Annotated in this window: 16 protein-coding genes; 3 read left to right on the top strand and 13 right to left on the bottom strand. The window is 71.8% G+C overall.

Translation table 11 applies throughout. The annotated features are described in order from the left end of the window. Nucleotides 1–71 precede the first annotated feature (71 nt). Together ACIWVC_RS16445 and ACIWVC_RS16450 are read right to left on the bottom strand one after the other, a co-directional pair. Nucleotides 72–1,307, bottom strand: a complete 1,236-nt coding sequence (locus ACIWVC_RS16445) for a DUF349 domain-containing protein (RefSeq protein WP_396454279.1) — start codon at nt 1,305–1,307, stop codon at nt 72–74. A 72-nt stretch (nt 1,308–1,379) separates the two neighbouring features. Next, the gene (locus ACIWVC_RS16450; protein WP_396453135.1) at nt 1,380–2,126 is read right to left on the bottom strand and encodes a peptidylprolyl isomerase; all 747 of its coding nucleotides are present in this window, start codon (nt 2,124–2,126) and stop codon (nt 1,380–1,382) included. Nucleotides 2,127–2,346: 220 nt separating this feature from the next. Between ACIWVC_RS16450 and ACIWVC_RS16455 the strand changes: the two genes are divergently transcribed. Genes ACIWVC_RS16455 through aspS form a run of 3 tightly spaced genes read left to right on the top strand, consistent with a single transcriptional unit; the run spans nt 2,347 to nt 6,128 of the window. Next, nucleotides 2,347–3,078 carry an MBL fold metallo-hydrolase gene (locus ACIWVC_RS16455; RefSeq protein ID WP_396453137.1) on the top strand — a complete coding sequence of 244 codons (732 nt, stop codon included), beginning with the start codon at nt 2,347–2,349 and terminating at the stop codon, nt 3,076–3,078. 12 nt (nt 3,079–3,090) lie between these two features. Beyond that, nucleotides 3,091–4,371: a histidine--tRNA ligase gene (gene hisS / locus ACIWVC_RS16460; protein WP_396453139.1), complete on the top strand. Its 1,281-nt coding sequence runs from the start codon at nt 3,091–3,093 to the stop codon at nt 4,369–4,371. Then, entirely contained in the window at nt 4,368–6,128 is a 1,761-nt protein-coding gene (gene aspS / locus ACIWVC_RS16465; RefSeq protein ID WP_396454280.1) for an aspartate--tRNA ligase, read from the top strand. The genes hisS and aspS overlap by 4 nt, the downstream gene beginning before the upstream one ends. A gap of 82 nt (nt 6,129–6,210) precedes the next feature. Here aspS and ACIWVC_RS16470 read toward each other — a convergent pair whose 3' ends face one another. The 11 genes from ACIWVC_RS16470 to ACIWVC_RS16520 all read right to left on the bottom strand — a co-directional run bounded on the left by ACIWVC_RS16470 (nt 6,211) and on the right by ACIWVC_RS16520 (nt 17,707). Then, entirely contained in the window at nt 6,211–8,382 is a 2,172-nt protein-coding gene (locus ACIWVC_RS16470; RefSeq protein ID WP_396448451.1) for a RelA/SpoT family protein, read from the bottom strand. 583 nt (nt 8,383–8,965) lie between these two features. Further along, nucleotides 8,966–9,490: an adenine phosphoribosyltransferase gene (locus ACIWVC_RS16475; RefSeq protein WP_396448452.1), complete on the bottom strand. Its 525-nt coding sequence runs from the start codon at nt 9,488–9,490 to the stop codon at nt 8,966–8,968. 20 nt (nt 9,491–9,510) lie between these two features. Then, on the bottom strand, nt 9,511–10,686 hold the full coding sequence (gene secF, locus ACIWVC_RS16480; protein ID WP_396448453.1) for a protein translocase subunit SecF: 1,176 nt from the start codon (nt 10,684–10,686) through the stop codon (nt 9,511–9,513). 3 nt (nt 10,687–10,689) lie between these two features. Next, nucleotides 10,690–12,504, bottom strand: a complete 1,815-nt coding sequence (gene secD / locus ACIWVC_RS16485) for a protein translocase subunit SecD (RefSeq protein ID WP_396448454.1) — start codon at nt 12,502–12,504, stop codon at nt 10,690–10,692. A 42-nt stretch (nt 12,505–12,546) separates the two neighbouring features. Continuing rightward, complete coding sequence (gene yajC / locus ACIWVC_RS16490) at nt 12,547–13,035, bottom strand: preprotein translocase subunit YajC (protein ID WP_396448455.1); 489 nt, start codon at nt 13,033–13,035, stop codon at nt 12,547–12,549. A 177-nt stretch (nt 13,036–13,212) separates the two neighbouring features. Continuing rightward, nucleotides 13,213–14,322: a Holliday junction branch migration DNA helicase RuvB gene (gene ruvB, locus ACIWVC_RS16495; RefSeq protein WP_396448456.1), complete on the bottom strand. Its 1,110-nt coding sequence runs from the start codon at nt 14,320–14,322 to the stop codon at nt 13,213–13,215. Beyond that, a complete protein-coding gene (gene ruvA / locus ACIWVC_RS16500; protein WP_396448457.1) occupies nt 14,319–14,924 on the bottom strand; it encodes a Holliday junction branch migration protein RuvA in 606 nt (201 codons plus the stop codon). Before ruvA ends, ruvB begins: the two co-directional genes overlap by 4 nt. After that, nucleotides 14,921–15,496 carry a crossover junction endodeoxyribonuclease RuvC gene (gene ruvC / locus ACIWVC_RS16505; protein WP_396448459.1) on the bottom strand — a complete coding sequence of 192 codons (576 nt, stop codon included), beginning with the start codon at nt 15,494–15,496 and terminating at the stop codon, nt 14,921–14,923. The genes ruvA and ruvC overlap by 4 nt, the downstream gene beginning before the upstream one ends. 133 nt (nt 15,497–15,629) lie before the next feature. After that, entirely contained in the window at nt 15,630–16,385 is a 756-nt protein-coding gene (locus tag ACIWVC_RS16510; RefSeq protein WP_396448460.1) for a YebC/PmpR family DNA-binding transcriptional regulator, read from the bottom strand. Between the two features lie 3 nt (nt 16,386–16,388). Beyond that, complete coding sequence (gene pdxT / locus ACIWVC_RS16515; protein ID WP_396448461.1) at nt 16,389–17,006, bottom strand: pyridoxal 5'-phosphate synthase glutaminase subunit PdxT; 618 nt, start codon at nt 17,004–17,006, stop codon at nt 16,389–16,391. 86 nt (nt 17,007–17,092) lie between these two features. Beyond that, nucleotides 17,093–17,707, bottom strand: a complete 615-nt coding sequence (locus ACIWVC_RS16520; protein ID WP_396448462.1) for a DUF6928 family protein — start codon at nt 17,705–17,707, stop codon at nt 17,093–17,095. Nucleotides 17,708–17,789 lie beyond the last annotated feature (82 nt).

Genomic DNA, 17,789 nt, shown 5'->3' on the forward strand with positions numbered 1-17,789 from the left:
AACAAAGGAGCGAGGATCGCCTGCGTCGCCAACGGGGGTTCCAGGGGGTCGCCCCCCTGGGCAAACACAGTTCACGAGAATTCCGCGAGTGTCCGCTCTGCCTCTTCCAGCCAGGCGCGGCGGGCGTTGAGGGCCTCTTCGGCCTCTTTGACGTCCTTGTCGCGGCCGGCGTCGCGGGCCTTGCCGAGGCGCTTCTCCAGCTGCTCGATGGAGTTGCGCAGCTGCCCGACGGTGGCTTCGGCGCGGGCGCGGGCCTCGGGGTTGGTGCGGCGCCACTCGTTCTCCTCGGCGGCGCGGACGGCCTCCTCGATCTTGCGGAGGCGGCCTTCGAGGCGGTCGCGCTGGTCGCGGGGGACCATGCCGGCGGCCTCCCAGCGCTCCTGGATCACGCGCAGCGCCTGCCGGGCCTGCCGGACGTCCTTGACGGGCAGCAGCCGCTCGGCCTCGGCGAGGATCTTCTCCTTCTCCTGGGCGTTGCCGCGGAATTCGGCGTCGCGTTCGGCGAACGCGGCGCTGCGGGCCTGGAAGAAGGTGTCCTGGGCGCCTTTGAAGCGGGCCCACAGCTCCTCTTCGGCGTCCCTGGAGGCGCGTCCGGCCATCTTCCAGCGGCGCATCAGGTCGCGGTAGGCGGCGGCGGTCTCGCCCCAGTCGGTGGAGCCGGACATCGCCTCGGCCTCGGCGACGAGGCGCTCCTTCTCCCGGCGGGACTCCTCGCGCTGGTCGTCGAGGGTGGCGAAGTAGGCCTTGCGGCGCTTGGTGAACGCGTTGCGGGCGGCGGACAGCCGCTTCCACAGCGCGGTCTCGGTGGGCCGGTCGATGCGGTCGGCGGCCTTCCATTCCTCGACGAGCTGGCGGAGCCGCTCGCCGCCGTTCTTCCAGTGGGTCTCCTCGGCGGCGATGCGCTCGGCCTCGGCGACGATGCGCTCCTTGACCTCGCGGGCCTCGTGGCGGTGCTGCTCGCGCTGGGCCTTGACCTCCTCGCGGCGCCGCCCGACCTGCTCGGTCAGGGCGTCCAGCCGCCGGGTGAGCGCGTCGAGGTCGCCGACGGCGTGCGCGTCGGCGACGGCCTCGCGGAGCCGGTCGATGCTCTGCTGCGCCTGCGCGGGCTGCAGGTCGGTGGTGCGGACCCGCTGCTCGAGCAGGCCGATCTCGGTGACGAGCGCGTCGTACTTGCGCTTGAAGTAGGCCAGGGCCTCTTCGGGCGCACCGGCCTGCCAGGATCCGACGACCCGCTCGCCGTCGGCCGTCCTGACATAGACGGTGCCGTCCTCGTCCACCCGGCCCCAGGGATCGGTCGCGCTGGACACCCTTGCCTCCTGAATCGCGGGTCCGGACGACTTACGCCCTCCGGACCCTCCACACCTTAGTATCCCGTTCGCCTATTTCCCGGCGATCGTGACGTCCTGGATTTCGACCTTCTTCTTGGGCTTGCCGTCGCCCTTGGGGTCCGAACCCCCCTTGGCGATCTTCTGGAGCACGTCCAGCCCCTTGGTGATCTTGCCGAACACGGTGTACTCCGGCGGGAGCTGCGAGTCCTTGTAGACCATGAAGAACTGGCTGCCGTTGGAGTCGGGCGCACTGCTGTGCGCCATCGCCAGCGTGCCCTCCGTATAGGTGGCGCCGTCGGTGTTCTCGTTGGCGAACCGGTAGCCGGGCCCGCCCTCGCCGGACGCCGTCGGGTCGCCGCACTGCAGGACGTTGAGGCCGCCGCTGGTGAGCCGGTGGCACTCGGTCTTGTCGTAGTAGTTCTTCTGCGCCAGGAACGCGAAGGAGTTCACCGTGCAGGGCGCCTTGTCGCCGTACAGCTGCATCTCCACGTCGCCCCGGTTCGTCTTCAACGTGGCCTGGACGATGCCCGGGTAGGCGGGCTTGCCCGGCGGCCGGCCGACGTCCTTCGGCACCCGGCCCTGCGTGTCGCCCTTGTAGACGCACTGCGGCCCGGCGGCCGTGGACTCGTCCTCCTTGAACACCATGAACGCCGCGGCGCCGGCCACGACGACCGCCACCGCGGCGACCGAACCGATGATCTTGAGGCGGCGCGCCCTCGCCGCCTCCTGTGCCCGGCGCTGCTGCTGGCGCTCGTACCGTTGCCGCGCGAGCTGCTTCTTGCGGTCCTTCCCCGCCACGTGCCTCGCCTCTCCGGTGTGATCAGGTGAACGTGCAGCGCATAGTAGCGGTACCTGCGAGTAAAAGCGCCTCCGCGTTCAGGGAGCGCTCAGGGAGCGCTTTCCGCGCGCCCTGCGGGCCCCGCGCGACACGGCGGCGCCCGATCTCGTTCGCGGTGGCCGCGGCCCCGCCGGTACGCTCGGACACGCCCACCCGAGATGGTTCTAAGGAAGGACGACCGTGCTCGTCGCCGGGTTCCCCGCTGGATCGTTCGCCGCGAACTGCTACATCGTGGCGCCCGCCGCGGGTGAGGAGTGCGTGATCATCGACCCCGGGCAGGACGCCGAGGACGGGATCGAGGAGATCCTGCGCGAGCACCGGCTGAAGCCGGTCGCGGTGCTGCTGACGCACGGCCACCTCGACCACGTCTGGTCGGTGGCCCCGGTGTGCGGCGCCAAGGACGTCCCCGCCTACATCCATCCGGGCGACCGCGAGCTGCTCACCGACCCCGCGAAGGGGCTGTCGCTGAGCGCCGGGCAGCAGCTGTTCGGCGGACTGCGGCTGTCGGAGCCGGACGACGTGCGGGAGCTCGCCGACGGCGCGGCGCTGGAACTGGCCGGGCTGAGCTTCACCGTCGACCACGCGCCGGGCCATACGCCCGGGTCGGTGACGTTCCGCACCCCGCGGACCGAGCGGCTCCCGGACGTGATGTTCAGCGGCGACCTGCTGTTCGCGGGGTCGATCGGGCGCACCGACCTGCCGGGCGGATCGTACGAGGAGATCCTCGCCAGCCTGTCCCGGGTGTGCCTGACCCTGCCCGACGACACCGCCGTCCTGCCCGGCCACGGCGAGCAGACCACAATCGGCCGGGAACGCGCCACCAACCCGTTCCTCACCGGGCTTCGGCCAGGGGAGTCGCCCTCCCTGAAGGGGACGAGCGCGCCCGCGGACGGGCCCAACAAGGGATTCTGAGCCTAAGAGACCATGAGTTCGAGCTTCCGGGCCCCCAAGGGGGTCAGTGAATACGTCCCGCCGCGCGCGGACCTCTTCTACGCCATCCGCGAGGCGTTCGCCGAGCAGGCGCGGCTCGCCGGCTACGGCTACCTGGAGCTGGCCGTCTTCGAGGACACCAACCTGTTCCGGCGCGGCGTCGGCGAGTCCACCGACGTGGTGTCCAAGGAGATGTACACCTTCGAGGACCGGGGCGGCCGGTCGCTGACGCTGCGCCCCGAGTTCACCGCGTCGGTGCTGCGGTCCGTCCTGGAGAACAACCTGCACAAGGGCCCGCTGCCGGTGAAGGTGTGGACGACGGGCCCCGCGTTCCGCGCCGAGCGCCCGCAGCAGGGCCGCTACCGGCAGTTCTACCAGCTCGACCTGGAGGCGATCGGCAGCGAGGACCCGCAGGTCGACGCCGAGACCATCGCGATCGCGTCGGACTGGTACCGCTCGCTCGGCATCACCCGGGTGCGGCTGCTGCTGAACTCGCTCGGCTGCAAGGAGTGCCGCCCCGCGTACCGTGCCCTGCTGCAGGAGTTCCTGCGCGGCCTCGACCTCGACGAGGACACCCGCGCCCGCGTCGAGATCAACCCGCTCCGCGTCCTGGACGACAAGCGCCCCAAGGTCCGCGAGCAGCTCGCCGGCGCCCCGCTGATGGCCGACCACCTGTGCCCGGCGTGCAAGGCGCACCACGACCGGGTCCGCGAACTGCTCGCCGACCTCGGCATCGCGTGGGAGGACACGCCCACCCTCGTCCGCGGCCTGGACTACTACACCCGCACCACCTACGAGTTCGACCACCCGCTGCTCGGCGCCCAGTCCGGGATCGGCGGCGGCGGCCGCTACGACGGCCTCTCCGAGGACATCGGCGGCCCGCCCCTCCCCGGCATCGGGTTCGGCCTCGGCCTCGACCGCACCATCCTGGCCCTCGAAGCCGAGTCGCGGGAGGGGCGGGGCGCGGCGTTCGCCGCCAAGCCGCGCTGCGAGGCGTTCGGCGTCCCGCTCGGCGACACCGCCGAGCGCCGCGTGTTCACGCTCGTCGCCGACCTGCGCCGCGCCGGGATCGCCGCCGACATGGCGTTCGGCGGCAAGAAGCTGAAGGGCGCCATGAAGGACGCGGACCGCTCCGGCGCCCGCTACGCCGTGATCCTCGGGGAGCGAGATATCGCGGACGGCGTCGCCCAGGTCAAGGACCTGGCCGGGGGCGACCAGACCGCCGTCCCGCTCACCGACCTCGTCACGACGTTGAAGGAAAGGCTCTCCAAATGATCCGCACCCACGAGGCGGGCACCCTCCGCAAGGAGCACGCCGGTCAGCAGGTGACCCTGGCCGGCTGGGTCGGCCGCCGCCGCGACCACGGCGGCGTCACGTTCATCGACCTGCGCGACGCGTCCGGCACCGCGCAGGTCGTCTTCCGCGAGGAGGACACCGCGCACGACCTGCGCTCGGAGTTCTGCGTCAAGGTCGTCGGAGAGGTCCGCGTCCGCCCCGCCGGCAACGAGAACCCCGAGCTGCCGACCGGCGACATCGAGGTCGCCGCCACCGACATCGAGGTGCTGTCGGACGCCGCGCCGCTCCCCTTCCCCATCGAGGGCGACGTCAACGTCAACGAGGAGATCCGGCTCAAGTACCGGTACCTCGACCTGCGCCGCGAGTCCGTCGCCCGCGCGATGAAGATCCGCTCGGAGGCGTCGTTCCTGACGCACGAGGTGATGCGCGAGCACGGCTTCGTCAACGTCGAGACGCCCACGCTCACCCGGTCGACGCCCGAGGGCGCCCGCGACTTCCTCGTCCCCGTCCGGCTCAAGCCGGGCCACTGGTACGCGCTGCCGCAGTCGCCGCAGCTGTTCAAGCAGCTGCTGATGGTCGGCGGCATGGAGCGCTACTACCAGATCGCCCGCTGCTACCGCGACGAGGACTTCCGCGCCGACCGGCAGCCCGAGTTCACCCAGATCGACATCGAGATGTCGTTCGCCGACCAGGGCGACGTCCTGAAGGTCGGCGAGGACCTCGTGGCGCGCCTCTGGAAGGACATCGCCGGCTACGAGATCCCCCGGCCGATCCCCCACATCACCTACGCCGACGCGATGGCCCGGTACGGCTCCGACAAGCCCGACCTGCGCTTCGGCCTCGAACTGACCGACATGACCGAGTACTTCGCCGGCACGTCGTTCCGCGTGTTCCAGGCCCCGTACGTCGGCGCGGTCGTCATGCCGGGCGGCGCGTCGCAGACCCGCAAGGAGCTGGACGGCTGGCAGGACTGGGCGAAGGCCCGCGGCGCCCGCGGCCTCGCCTACGTCCTCGTCCAGGAGGACGGCGCCCTCGGCGGCCCGGTCGCCAAGAACCTCTCCGACGCCGAGAAGGAGGGCCTTGCCGCCAAGACGGGCGCCGCGCCCGGCGACGCGATCTTCTTCGGCGCCGGCAAGCGGCACGCCACGCAGGAGCTGCTCGGCGCGGCCCGCCTGGAGATCGGCCGCCGCCGCGGCCTGATCGACGAGTCCGCGTGGGAGTTCGTCTGGGTCGTCGACGCCCCGATCTTCGAGCCCGTCGAGGACGACAAGGGCGAGCAGATCGGCTGGACGTCCGTGCACCACCCGTTCACCGCGCCGAAGCCGGAGTACGCCGACACCTTCCACGAGGACCCGGGCGCCGCCCTCGCCGACGCCTACGACCTCGTCCTGAACGGCAACGAGATCGGCGGCGGCTCCATCCGCATCCACCGCGCCGAGATGCAGCAGCGGGTCTTCGACGTCCTCGGCCTGTCCAAGGAGGAGGCGGAGTCCAAGTTCGGCTTCCTGCTGGAGGCGTTCAAGTTCGGCCCGCCCCCGCACGGCGGCATCGCCTTCGGCTGGGACCGCACCGTCATGCTCCTCGCCGGGCAGGACTCCATCCGCGACGTGATCGCCTTCCCGAAGGCCGCGTCCGGCTACGACCCGCTGACCGCGGCCCCGACCCCGATCACCGCCCAGCAGCGCGCCGAGGCCGGCGTCGACGTGATCCCCGAGGACGACCGGCCCGAAGAGTGACCTGAGCCCCGCCCCCGCCGCTCGCGGCGGGGGCGGGGCCTGGCAGGTGCCGCCTGGCGGGTGCCGCCCAGCGGGTGCCGCCCTAGCGGGTGGCGCCGCTGGTCACGCGGTAGACGTCATAGACGCCGTCGATGGAGCGGACCGCCTTCAGAACGTGGCCGAGGTGCTTCGGGTCGCCCATCTCGAAGGTGAAGCGGCTGACCGCGACGCGGTCGCGGGACGTGGTGACCGAGGCCGACAGGATGTTGACGTGCTGGTCCGAGAGGACGCGGGTCACGTCCGACAGCAGGCGGGGCCGGTCGAGGGCCTCGACCTGGATGGCCACGAGGAAGACCGAGTCCTCGCCGGGGGACCATTTGACGTCGATCAGGCGGTCGGGCTGCGACTTCAGGCTGGCGACGTTGGCGCAGTCCGAGCGGTGCACGGACACGCCGTGGCCGCGGGTGATGAAGCCGACGATGTCGTCGCCCGGGACCGGGGTGCAGCAGCGGGACAGCCGGACCCACACGTCCGGGTCGTCGGCGACGACGACGCCGGGGTCGCCCGCGCGGCGCTGCTTGCGGCGGGTCGGCAGCGCGATCTCGGCGAGGTCCTCCTCGGCGCTCTCCACGCCGCCGAGGGCGTCCACGAGGCGCTGGACGACGTGCTGCGCGGAGACCTGGCTCTCGCCGACGGCGGCGTAGAGGGAGGAGACGTCCGGGTAGCGCATGTCGCGGGCGAGGGCGAGGAGGGCCTCACCGGACATCATCCGCTGCAGCGGCATGTTCTGCTTGCGCATCGCGCGGGCGATGGCGTCCTTGCCGGACTCGATCGCGGTGTCGCGGCGCTCCTTGGAGAACCAGTGCTTGATCTTGTTGCGGGCGCGGGCGCTCTTGACGAAGCCGAGCCAGTCGCGCGAGGGCCCCGCGTCCGGCGACTTGGAGGTGAAGACCTCCACGGTGTCGCCGTTGTCGAGGGTCGATTCGAGCGGGACGAGGCGGCCGTTGACGCGGGCGCCGATACATCGGTGCCCGACCTCGGTGTGGATCGCGTACGCGAAGTCGACGGGCGTCGCGCCCTGCGGCAGCGCGATCACGTCGCCCTTCGGGGTGAACACGAACACCTCGGAGACCGACAGGTCGAAGCGCAGCGACTCCAGGAACTCGGCCGGGTCGGCGGTCTCCTTCTGCCAGTCGAGGAGCTGGCGGAGCCACTGCATGTCGCCGGCCTTGCGGCCGCCGACCGTCTCCTCCTTGTACTTCCAGTGCGCGGCGACGCCGTACTCGGCGCGGCGGTGCATGCCCCAGGTGCGGATCTGCAGCTCGACGGGCTTGCCCTCCGGGCCGATCACCGTCGTGTGCAGCGACTGGTACATGTTGAACTTCGGCATCGCGATGTAGTCCTTGAACCGGCCGGGGACCGGGTTCCATCGCGCGTGGATCGAGCCGAGCGCGGCGTAGCAGTCGCGGACGCTGTCGACGAGGACCCGGATGCCGACCAGGTCGTAGATGTCGTCGAAGCTGACGTCCCGCGCGATCATCTTCTGGTAGATCGAGTAGTAGTGCTTCGGCCGGCCGGTGACGGTGGCCTTGATCCGGGCCTCGCGCAGGTCGGTGGAGACGTTCTCGATCACTTCCTGCAGGTAGACGTCGCGGCGCGGGGCGCGCTCGGACACCAGCCGGGCGATCTCGTCGAACCGCTTGGGGTACATCGTGGCGAACGCGAGGTCCTCCAGCTCCCACTTCAGCGTGTTCATCCCGAGGCGGTGCGCGAGCGGCGCGAACACCTCCAGGGTCTCGCGGGCCTTCTTCTCCTGCTTGTGCCGCGGCATGTAGCGCAGCGTCCGCATGTTGTGCAGCCGGTCGCCGAGCTTGATCACCAGGACGCGGATGTCGCGGGACATGGCCACGACCATCTTGCGGACGGTCTCGGCCTCGGCCGCCTCGCCGTACTTGACCTTGTCGAGCTTGGTGACGCCGTCGACGAGCGCGGCGATCTCGTCGCCGAACTCGGCGCTGAGCTGGTCGAGGGTGTACGGGGTGTCCTCGACGGTGTCGTGCAGCAGCGCCGCGCAGAGCGTCTCGGTGTTCATGCCGAGCTCGGCGAGGATCGTCGCGACCGCGAGGGGGTGCGTGATGTACGGGTCGCCGCTCTTGCGCTTCTGGTTGCGGTGGTAGTGCGCCGCGACGTCGTACGCGCGCTCGATGAGCCGCAGGTCCGCCTTGGGGTGGGTGTTGCGGACCGTCTTGATCAGTGGTTCCAGTACCGGGTTCATAGTTGGGCCGCGCTGGGCGCCCAGCCTGGCGAGCCTGCGGCGCACCCGGGCGGCAGACGGTGGAATCGTGGCCGGCGTCGGTTTGGACGGGACGTCGGGCTCGGACGCGTCATCGGCGTCCTCCCTGGAGGCGGTGCTCTCGGCGGGGGGAGTCTGTGGGCGGGAGGGCGGCGCGGCGGGCTTCTCCGCCGGCGGCGCCTCGGTGGCCGGAGCGGTCTCCGCGACCGGACCTTCGGGAGCCGGAAACTCGGGAGCCGGGCTTTCGGGTGCCGGGAGCTCGGAGCCCTCGGGAGCCTGCGGGCCCTCGGCGGGAGGTCCGGTCGGCGGCGCACGGCGGTCCCCGCGCCTCGGCGGCGCGCCGGACGCCCCGGCCGTCTTCACGGCCCGCTCCCCCGCGGTCTCCCGCACCGGACGGTCTCCGGCCCGGGTCGCCGCGGCGGCGTCGCTCACCGCGCCGGTCGATACCACCTCACCGGGCACCCAGCCTCCTTCGTCCATCCGGGCGCTGTAGCGCAGGTCCCGCGGGTCGCGCCCGTCCCCGCCGGACCCTGTTGGCGCCAGTGTATCCGGCGGGCATTTCGCACTAGACCGTAACCAGGGAATGGACGTCCAGATTCCCCAGTTTGTCGCGTCCGTGCAGGAAGGAGAGCTCCAGGAGGACCGACAGCCCGACGACGTCGCCGCCGACCCGCCGGACGAGGTCCGCGGCGGCCCGGGCCGTCCCGCCGGTGGCGAGGACGTCGTCGACGACCAGCACCCGGTCGCCCGGTTCGAGCGCGTCGGAGTGGATCTCGATCGTCTCGTTCCCGTACTCCAGGTCGTAGGTCTCCGCGCGCGTCTCCGCGGGCAGCTTGCCCTTCTTGCGCACCGGGACGAACCCGGCGCCGAAGTGGTAGGCGACGGGCGCGGCGAGGATGAACCCGCGGGCCTCGATGCCGACGATCTTGTCGATGGTGCCGCGGCCGCGGTGGTTGACGATCGAGTCGACGACACCGGCGAACGCGACGTGGTCGGCCAGCAGCGGGGTGATGTCCTTGAACACCACCCCGGGCTTCGGGTAGTCGGGGATGTCGCGGATCCGCTCCTGGATCAGCTTTCCGAGGTCCACGGTCGAAGAGTCCCCTTGTGCTACTTGCCGCCGCGGCGCTGCTGCCGCGTCCCGCGCTTCGGCTGCTGCCGCGGCCCCGTCTGCACGACCTTCCGCACGGTGACGGTGCTCCGCACGTCCGCGGGCCGGTCGTCGGACCCGCCGCCGGACGCCGCGCCGCCGGGCGCCGCGCCGGCGGGCGGCTCCCCGGACGCGCCCGCACCGGCCGTGACCTTGGCGGTCTTGACCTGCTTGGTCGCGTTGCGCTCCCGGCGGGCGATGTTCTCCCGGATCTGCCGGTACTTCGGCTCGCGCTCCTTGAACTGGACGAGCAGCGGCGTCGCCACGCAGATCGAGGAGTACGTCCCGACGATCATGCCGACGAACAGGGCGAGCGACAGGTCCTTCAGCGTCCCGGCGCCGAACAGGGTGGTGCCGATGAACAGGATCGCGCCGACCGGCAGGATCGCCACCAGGGAGGTGTTCAGCGAGCGCACCAGCGTGCTGCTGAGCGCCTGGTTCGCGGCCTCGCTGTAGGTGGTCTTGGACGTCGGGCCGAGCGGTCTCGTGACCTCCTTGATCATGTCGAACACGACGACCGCGTCGTACAGCGAGTAGCCGAGGATCGTCAGGAAGCCGAGCAGCGTCGCCGGGGTGACCTCGAACCCGGACCAGGCGTAGACGCCGGCCGTGATGACGAGGTCGTGGATCAGCGCGACGACCGCGGCCACGGCCATCCGCCACTCGAACGCGACCGACAGGTAGCCGATGATCAAGATCATGAAGACGATCAGCGCCTGCCAGGCCTTCTTCTGGATCTCGCCGCCCCACGAGGCGCCGACGACCTGGGTGCTGACCTCGTTCGCGGGAACGCTCAGCTCCTGCGTGATCTTGGACTTGACCTGGGTGACGTGCGCGGAGTCCATGCTCTCGGTCGTGACCCGCCAGTCGTCACCGGCCTTCTGCACGATCGCCTGGTGGGCGCCGCCGTCGGTGACGGCGGTGCGCACCTGCTCGATCGAGGAGCTCTTCGCCTGGAAGGTGAAGACGGAGCCGCCCTTGAACTCGACGCCGAAGTTCAGGCCCTGGACGATCAGGCCGGCGATCGACAGCGCCAGCAGCAGCCCGGAGATGGTGTACCAGATCTTCGGGCGGCCGACGATGTCGGCGCTGATCTCGCCCCGGTAGATCCGCGAGGTGGCCGTTCGCAGTCCCATGGGTCAGGCCTCCTGGCTCGTCGTGCGGGCGGTGGCCGCCGCGGCCTTGTCCTGGGCGGCCTTGTGCAGCCGCCTCGGGTCGAGCCCCGACATCGGATGCCCCCGGCCGAAGAACTTGGTGCGCGACAGCAGCGCGACCATCGGCTTGGTGAAGAAGAACACCACGACGATGTCGATGAGCGTCGTGAGGCCCATCGCGAACGCGAACCCGGCGACGCCGCCGACCGCGAGGAAGTACAGCACCAGCGCGGCGAGGAACGTGACGGCGTCGGCGACGAGGATCGTGCGCCGCGCCCGCTTCCAGGCGTTCTCCACGGAGGAGCGCAGCTTGCGGCCGGCCCTCAGCTCGTCGCGCAGCCGCTCGAAGTAGACGATGAACGAGTCGGCGGTGATGCCGATCGAGACGATCAGCCCGATGATGTGCGGCAGGGAGAGCCGGAAGCCCATCCCCTCACCGAGGATCACCACCGACTCGTAGGTGGTGATCGACGCCACGACCAGGCTGGACACCGCCACCAGGCCGAGGCCGCGGTAGTAGAACAGGCAGTACAGGACGACCAGGCCGAGGCCGATCGCGCCGGCGATGAGGCCGCCGGTCAGCTGGTCGGAGCCCAGCGTGGACGACACCTCGTCGATGGAGCTCTGCGTGAACTCCAGCGGCAGCGCCCCGTACTTGAGCACGTTGGCGAGGTCGGTGGCGTACTGCTGGTCGAAGCTCTCCGGCGGCCCGTCGATGCTGGCCGTGCCGCCGGTGATCGGGCCCTCCCGGATGGCGGGCGCCGAGACGACCTGGCCGTCCAGCACGATCGCGACCTGCGCCTGCGGCGAGGACGGGTTCTGCTGGTAGGCGCGGGAGGCGTCGGTGGTGACCTCGCCGAACTGGCGGGCGCCCTTGCCGTCGAACTTCAGCGAGACCGACCAGCTCGCCTGGCCCTGCTGGGCGTTCGGCGGCATCGCGTTGGCCTTGTCGACGTTCTCGCCGAGCACCCGGACGGGCCCGAGGATGTACTTGGTGACCTGGCCGTTCTCCTCGTCCTGGTCACAGGCGGCGACGAACTTGCGGGAGGGGTCGTTCGCGCCGGGGGCGTGCCGGTCGCCGCTGTAGCAGTCGAGCGCCTCGAACTGCTTGATCACGGCCTTGTCGGTCACGCCGGGGTAGTCCTGCGCCGGGGCGGAGGGCTGCCCGGACGGCTGGACCAGCGGCGACGACGGGGACGGGGTCGCCCCGCCGGACGGCTTCGGCGTCGGGGCGGTCAGCGCCTGCGACAGCGCTTTGCCGCGCGGGGTGGACGACGACGAGGGCGACGCGCTCGCCGTGGGCGACGCGGACGGTGAGGCGCTCTTACCGCCGTCCTTGGCGCCCTTGTCGTTCTTGTCGCCCTTGTCCTTGGCCGAGTGGCTCGGCGACGGGCTCGGCGAGGCACCGCCCGACGGGTGGCCGTCCGCCGTCGCGAAGACCTGGCGGAACTGCAGCTTCGCCGTGGTGCCGATCAGGCTGACGACGCGGCTCTGCCCTTCGCCGGGGACGTTCACCACGATGTTGTTGCTGCCCTGCTTCGCGACCTCGGCGTCCGAGACCCCCAGGCCGTTGACGCGCTGCGTCATGATCTTGACGGCCTGGTTCATCTGCTCGGCGGGGGGATCGCCCCCGCCGGGGGTCTTGGCGGTGAGGGTCACGGTCGTCCCGCCGGCGAGGTCGAGGCCGAGCTTGGGCGTCGTGCGCCCCTGCCAGACCGCCAGACCGGCGAGGACGACCAGGACCGCGAACAGCGCGAGGAGGGTGCGCCCGGGCTTGGGAGCGTTTCTGGGCGATGCCACTTGTCGTCGTACTTCCCGTCTTTGTCGTCGCCGAGGGAGGGGCTAGGCGGACGGCTTGTCGGCCGTCTTCACCTTCGTCTTCCCTTTCGGCTCGGACTCGGGCTCGCCGTCCTCGTCCGCCGCGGAGTCGTCGGCGTCCGCACCGCCGTCCTTGGAGAGGTCGACGGCGTCGTCCTCGTCCTCTTCCTGCTCGTCGGCGTCCTCGTCGAGCTCGTCGTCGAGGTCCTCGGAGTCGGAGTCCTTGAGGACCTGCATGACGGCCTGCTTGAGGAACCTCACCTCGACACCGTCGGCGATCTCCAGCACGACACCGTCGTCGTCGACCTCCACGACGACGGCGCGCATGCCGCTCGTCGTCAGCACGCGGGCGCCGGGCCGCAGGTCGCTCTGCATCTGCATCTGCTCCTTGCGCCGCTTGCTCTGCGGCCGGATGAGCAGAAGGTAGAAGACCACGGGGATCGCGAGGAGCAGGAGCAGGTTGAAGGCCCCGCTGCCGCCCGAGTCCGCGGCGAGAATCATGTCGCTGCCCATTGCAGGGGCATCCTTCCGATGTCGATTGCCCAGCCTGTGACCGGAACGGCCACGCGCACGGGACCGCCGGCTGGAGACGGTGAACCAAGTCCCGGAGTTTAGAGAGTACGCGAGACCCCGGCAACGACGCGACGATCGGCGACGCCCGGAAGTTCCCAACCCGTTACCGGATGATCACTATTGCGCCGGGTCGGCGCCCTCGTCCACGTCGAACAGGGTCCCCGCCGGAGGCGCCGCCGGCGGCGGCGGGGCGAGGCCCATGTGGGCCCACGCGGCCGCGGTGGCGACGCGCCCGCGGGGCGTCCTCGCCAGCAGGCCCTGCCGGACGAGGAACGGCTCGGCGACGACCTCCACGGTCTCGGGTTCCTCCCCCACCGACACGGCGAGGGTGGAGAGACCCACGGGGCCGCCGCCGAACTTGCGCATCAGCGACTCCAGGACGGACCGGTCGAGCCGGTCCAGCCCCCGTTCGTCCACCTCGTACAACGCGAGGGCGGCCCGAGCGGATTCCCTGGTGATGACCCCGTCGGCCCGGACCTCGGCGTAGTCGCGGACGCGGCGCAGCAGCCGGTTGGCGATGCGGGGCGTGCCGCGGGACCGCCCGGCGACCTCGGCGGCGGCGTCGTCGGTGATCTCGACGTCCAGCAGCGCCGCCGACCGCCGGACGATGACCTCCAGCTCGGCGGGCTCGTAGAAGTCCATGTGCGCCACGAAGCCGAACCGGTCGCGCAGCGGCCCGGGCAGCATGCCCGCCCGCGTGGTGGCCCCGACCAGCGTGAACGGCGCGATGTCGAGGGGGATGGCGGTCGCGCCCGGTCCCTTGCCGACGACGACGTCGACCCGGAAGTCCTCCATCGCCATGTAGAGCATCTCCTCGGCGGGACGCGCCAGCCGGTGGATCTCGTCCAGGAAGAGGACCTCGCCCTCGGCGAGGGTCGACAGCACGGCCGCGAGGTCGCCGGCCCGCTCGATCGCGGGCCCGGAGGAGATCCGCAGCGGCTGCCCCAGCTCCGCCGCGATGATCATGGCGAGGGTGGTCTTGCCGAGGCCGGGGCCGCCCGACAGCAGCACGTGGTCGGGCGTCCGGCCGCGCCGCAGCGCGCTGTGCAGCACCAGCGACAGCTGCTCGCGGACCCGTTCCTGCCCGACGAAGTCGGCGAGCTTCTTCGGCCGCAGCGCGGCCTCGATCCGCTGCTCCTCGGCGCCGTCGGCGGCCGCCGACACGAGCCGCTCGGGCTCCTCGCGCCCCGCTCCCCGCGGGGGGAGCCCCGGTCCGCCGCCCGTCATCTGCTCAGCTTCTTCAGCGCCGACTTCAGCAGGACGGCCACGGGCGGCGCCTCGCCGCCGTCGAGGTCGGCGGCGACGGCGTCCACGGCGGCGCCGGCGTCCTTCGCGGACCAGCCGAGGTTGATCAGCCCCATCTGCACCTGCTCGCGCCAGGCCTCCGCGCGGGCGGTCGCGCGGACCTCGCCGGCGCCGTCGCCGGCCGGGCCGCCGAGCCGGTCGCGGAGCTCCAGGACGATCCGCTGGGCGCCCTTCTTGCCGATGCCGGGCACCTTGGTGAGGGCGGCGACGTCCTCGGCGGCCACGGCGCGGCGCAGCGCGTCGGGCGTGTGGACGGCGAGCATCGCGAGCGCGAGCCGGGGCCCGATGCCGCTGGCGGTCTGCAGCAGCTCGAACACCGTCCGCTCGTCGTCGTCGGCGAACCCGAACAGGGTGAGGGAGTCCTCCCGGACGACGAGGGACGTCGGCACGTGCGCCTCGTCGCCGACCCGCAGCCCGGCGAGGGTCGCGGGCGTGCACTGCACCGAGAGCCCGACGCCGTGCACGTCGATCACCGCCCCGTCGGGGCCCGCGGCGGCCACCCGGCCGCTGACGAAGGCGATCACTGGACTTCTCCTCCTCTGCCGCGGGCGGCGAGCCGGGCGCGCTCGGCCCGGGCCGCCTCCTCGATGCGCGACCGCCGCGCGTGTGCGAGCCGCTGCTGCGCTCCCCCGCGCCAGACGTGGCAGATGGCCAGCGCGAGCGCGTCCGCCGCGTCCGCCGGGCTGGGGGCCGTCTCCAGGGACAGCAGCCGGGTCACCATCCGGGTCACCTGCGCCTTGTCGGCCCGCCCGTTCCCGGTGACGGCGGCCTTGGCCTCGCTGGGGGTGTGCAGGGCGACGGGCAGCCCGCGCCGGGCCGCCGCCAGCATCGCGATGCCGGCGGCCTGCGCGGTCCCCATCACCGTCCGGACGTTGTGCTGGGAGAACACCCGCTCGACGGCGACGGCGTCCGGCCGGAACTCCTCCATCAGCGCCTCGATGCCCGCCTCGATGCCCACCAGGCGCAGGGCGTGCTCCTCGTCCGCGCCGGTCCGCACGACGGACACGTGCACCAGGTGGAGCCGCTTGCCCGGGGCGCCCTCGACGACCCCCACCCCGCACCGGGTGAGCCCGGGGTCCACCCCCATCACCCGCACGGCCGCTCCTTCGATCATCTGTTCGGCCGCCAACGCTACCAACCCGCGGCCCCGGCCAGAAGCACCCCGGCGGGAGCGGCGCGACGCGCGGCGCCGCCGCGTCCCGGCGGGGAGCGGCGGCGGAGGAGCGGGCTCAGGCGTCGAGGGAGGCCATGACCTCGTCGGAGACGTCGAAGTTGGCGTAGACGTCCTGGACGTCGTCGGAGTCCTCCAGGGCGTCGAGGAGGCGGAAGACCTTCTTGGCGTTCTCCTCGTCGAGGGGGACGGTGACGCTCGGCAGGAACTTGCTCTCCGCCGACTCGTAGTCGATGCCCGCGTCGACCAGGGCGGTGCGGACGGCGACCAGGTCGGCGGCCTCGCTGACGACCTCGAAGTTGTCGTCGTCGAGGTCGTTGACCTCCTCGGCGCCCGCGTCGAGGACGGCCATCATGACGTCGTCCTCGCTGGTGTTCGCCTTGGGGACGATCACGACGCCCTTGCGGTTGAACATGTACGACACCGAGCCGGGGTCGGCGAGCGAGCCGCCGTTGCGGGTGAGCGCGACGCGCACCTCGGAGGCGGCGCGGTTGCGGTTGTCGGTCAGGCACTCGATGAGCACCGCGACGCCGCCGGGCGCGTAGCCCTCGTAGGTGATGGTCTGCCAGTCGGCGCCCCCGGCCTCCTCACCGGCGCCGCGCTTGCGCGCGCGCTCGATGTTGTCGTTGGGCACGGAGTTCTTCTTCGCCTTGTAGATGGCGTCGTAGAGGGTGGGGTTGGCATCGGGGTCGCCGCCGCCGGTGCGCGCCGCCACCTCGATGTTCTTGATCAGCTTCGCGAAGAGCTTGCCCCGCTTGGCGTCGAGGGCCGCCTTCTTGTGCTTGGTCGTCGCCCACTTGGAATGGCCGGACATCTGTCACTCCTCCTCTGTGGTCCGGCGCACCAGATCGGCGAAGTAGTGGTGCACGCGGAAATCGCCTGTCAACTCCGGATGGAACGAGGTCGCCATGAGACGTCCCTGACGAACGGCGACGATCCTACCGGCGTTCGGGCCGCTCTCGGCGCGTCCGAGGACCTCGACGGCGTCGCCCACGGACTCGACCCAGGGCGCGCGGATGAAAACGGCGTGGTACGGCGTGTCCCCCATACCGGTCAGCGGCACCGCGGCCTCGAAGGAGTCGACCTGGCGGCCGAACGCGTTGCGCCGCACGGTCATGTCGATCCCGCCGACGGTCTCCTGGCCCGCGACGCCGTCCCGGATGCGGTCCGCGAGCATGATCATGCCGGCGCAGGAGCCGTACGCGGGCATGCCCGCCTCGATCCGCTTGCGCAGCGGGTCGAGCAGGTCGAACGCGCGCGCCAGCCGCCACATCGTGGTGGACTCGCCGCCGGGCAGGACGAGCCCGTCGACGCGCTCCAGCTCCTCGGGGCGGCGCACGCCCACCGTGCGCGCCCCCGCGGCCTCCAGCGCGCGGGCGTGCTCGCGCACGTCGCCCTGCAGGGCGAGGACACCGATCGTCGGCACAGTCGTCACGTGGGAACCTTCCGGGGATGCGGCGGGGTCGTGTCAACCCTAGACATTCCTTACAACGCGCCGCGACCTGGCCGGTCTTCCCGCGGTCAGGCGTGCTTGAAGCGGCGCAGCGGGAGCTCCAGGGGCAGGAAGCCGTCCTTGCCGCGGTCGGCGATGCCGCGGCCGAACATGTGCGCCTCGGCGAGCGCGAGGCCGAACTCCTCGGGGTCGAACGGCAGGGGGACGTCCGGCGCGCCCGCGTCGATGGCGCGCCAGAACGGCCGCTCGGCGGCCAGCCGGTCGCCCTGGTCGACGACGACGCCGTCCTCGGCGGTGACGAACACGTCGCGGCGCAGCTCGCCGGAGTCGTACCAGCGGAACCAGCAGCCGCGGATCACGTTGTGCAGGACGAGGACGCCGCAGTGCGAGCCGGGCAGCGCCGCCGCGGCGGTGTCGGCGATCCGGCGGGCGTCGTCGTCGAGGCAGAACAGCCGCCGGTCGCAGAGCAGCAGCGCCCGCTCGAACGCCCCGACGAACAGCTCGTCCTCGTACGGCCAGAGCGCGAAGTCCAGGACCGTGTCACCGGTCTCGGTCAGGGTGTCCGCGGGGTAGAGGCCGCGCGCGATCGCCGCGGCCGCGTCCGGGTCGGGCACGAGGCCCGGCCGGAACACCTCGGTGGGTTCACCCGCGCTCGCGCACGCCAGCGCGACCGACCAAGCCATGCTCTCCCCTCCCGCGGCCGGACACCGCCCTCCGGCCACGCCGCCAGGTTAACCCCGTCCGCCCGAGCTGTGGACCCCCGGG

The sequence above is a fragment of the Actinomadura sp. genome (assembly GCF_044508335.1).
GTDB lineage: Bacteria > Actinomycetota > Actinomycetes > Streptosporangiales > Streptosporangiaceae > Spirillospora.